Source organism: Nocardia acididurans (genome assembly GCF_016741815.1).
GTDB classification, from domain to species: Bacteria; Actinomycetota; Actinomycetes; order Mycobacteriales; family Mycobacteriaceae; genus Nocardia; species Nocardia acididurans.
On sequence record NZ_JAERRJ010000058.1, the window covers coordinates 1 to 711 of the forward strand.

Genomic DNA, 711 nt, shown 5'->3' on the forward strand with positions numbered 1-711 from the left:
GGAGCGGAAGGGTTCGGGCCAGCCACCGGCCGGGGTGCCGAGTTCGCCACGCAGGAAACCGATCACCGAATCCGGGATGTCGTAGCGGGCGGGGTCGGTGGCGAAATCCTCGACATCGACGCCGGTGCCCACCAGGGCGAGTGCCAGGTCGCCGACGACCTTCGAGGACGGGGTGACCTTCACCAGACGACCCAGAAGACGATCCGCCGCCGCGTATTTCGCTTCCACCTCCTCGAACTGGTCACCCAGGCCCAAAGCGATGGCCTGCTGACGCAGGTTCGACAGCTGACCACCCGGGATCTCGTGGTGATACACACGACCCGTCGGACCCGGCAGACCGGATTCGAAGGGCGCGTACACCTTCCGCAACGCCTCCCAGTACGGCTCCAGATCGCACACGTTCTGCAGGTTCAGACCGGTGTCATAGGGCGAATGCGCCGCCGCCGCGACGATGGCCGACAGCGCGGGCTGCGACGTGGTGCCCGCCATGGGAGCCGACGCACCGTCGACCGCGTCCGCACCGGCCTGCCACGCCGCCAGGTAGGTGGCCAGCTGACCGCCCGGAGTGTCGTGGGTGTGCACGTGCACCGGCAGATCGAACTCCCGGCGCAACGCCGTGACCAGCGTGTGCGCGGCCGGAGCCCGCAACAGACCCGCCATGTCCTTGATACCGATGATGTGCGCGCCCGCGTCGACGATCTCCTCGGCCAG

General features: G+C 68.5%; 1 protein-coding gene. It reads right to left on the minus strand.

From position 1 onward, the window contains the following. Window positions 1-711, minus strand: a 711-nt coding sequence (locus tag JK358_RS38775; protein WP_504739731.1) for a hydroxymethylglutaryl-CoA lyase-like TIM-barrel protein, incomplete at both ends; no start/stop codon positions are given.